Source organism: Endozoicomonas atrinae (assembly GCF_001647025.1).
In the GTDB taxonomy this organism is placed as follows: domain Bacteria; phylum Pseudomonadota; class Gammaproteobacteria; order Pseudomonadales; family Endozoicomonadaceae; genus Endozoicomonas; species Endozoicomonas atrinae.
The window spans coordinates 1-872 of record NZ_LUKQ02000648.1; the positions used below are offsets into that span (position 1 = coordinate 1).

The following is an 872-nucleotide window of genomic DNA, read 5'->3' on the forward strand; positions in this document are numbered from 1 at the left end:
TTATCAATGCCTGAAATATCACCAAGATTGATAATTGCCCTGGCATCATTCTCACTGGAGAAATACTGCCTGAGGATCTGGCCAACCCGATCCCCATCGAAGTGGCAGTAGATGGAGCGATAGCTGCAGTCATCCAGCAGCCTCGCTATTCTTGACCGGGTGCTCATAAGACGGCCTCCAGTCCGGCGGTGATCCGGTAGATTCGGTCCTGACCTTCCGGTTTCTCCGATTCGATGGTCAGCCCCAGTCGTTTTTTCAGGGCACCGGCGAAAGTGCCTCGGACTGTGTGCTTCTGCCAGCCGGTCTTGTCCATGATTTCTTCAATGGCGGCACCTTCCGGGCGGGCCAGAAGTTCAATCACGGTATGCAGCTTGGTGCCAGTGCGAATCTTGCCCTTGTCTTTAGAGGCTGGTTTATCCTCGAAACCAACAGCCGCTTTGCCCTGCGGACTGATGTCGTAGGTATTGGGTTCTTTCAGGGAAATCAGGAAGCCCCGACTGGTCAGGCTCTCTAACACTTTCTTCCGGGCTCCCCCTTTGATGGTGAGATCGGAGGCGTTCAGTGTTCCGGTTTTGGCGGCTTGTTGCAGCACGTTTTCTTGGGCTTGGGTGAGTTTGTCGTGTTTCATGGTGTCTCTCCTTCTTTTTTGGATTTTTGTTGTCCATCGTTGATGCCTTGCAGGTAAGCCTCTTCCAGGGCGCTTCTAACGCACCAGACAGCGACTTCATTGAAATCTTCGGAGGTATTCTGTTCGCTCAGGGTATCGAACAGTCGATGCTTTCTGGCGATGGCTTCCAGGACTTTTTCGATGCGTTTGTTCATGGGCTTGTCCTTTCGGTTGATTTGTTGTTGTTATGTACAGTTAGGCTCTA

The 872-nt window shown here is 51.9% G+C and carries 2 protein-coding genes; both read right to left on the reverse strand.

Annotation, left to right across the window (positions count from 1 at the left end; all coding sequences use genetic code 11):
* Positions 1 to 163: 163 nt before the first annotated feature.
* Positions 164 to 628 (reverse strand): DUF3489 domain-containing protein, encoded by a 465-nt coding sequence (locus tag AK963_RS29780; protein WP_066018811.1) that lies wholly within the window; start codon positions 626 to 628, stop codon positions 164 to 166.
* Positions 625 to 822, reverse strand: a complete 198-nt coding sequence (locus tag AK963_RS29785) for a DUF6900 domain-containing protein (RefSeq protein ID WP_066018812.1) — start codon at positions 820 to 822, stop codon at positions 625 to 627. The genes AK963_RS29780 and AK963_RS29785 overlap by 4 nt, the downstream gene beginning before the upstream one ends.
* Between the last annotated feature and the right edge of the window lie 50 nt (positions 823 to 872).

What these genes read in the sequence shown, in the direction of transcription:
- AK963_RS29780 (WP_066018811.1), bottom strand. Translation starts at nt 628, where the DNA reads ATGAAACACGACAAACTCACCCAAGCCCAAGAAAACGTGCTGCAACAA.
- AK963_RS29785 (WP_066018812.1), bottom strand. Translation starts at nt 822, where the DNA reads ATGAACAAACGCATCGAAAAAGTCCTGGAAGCCATCGCCAGAAAGCAT.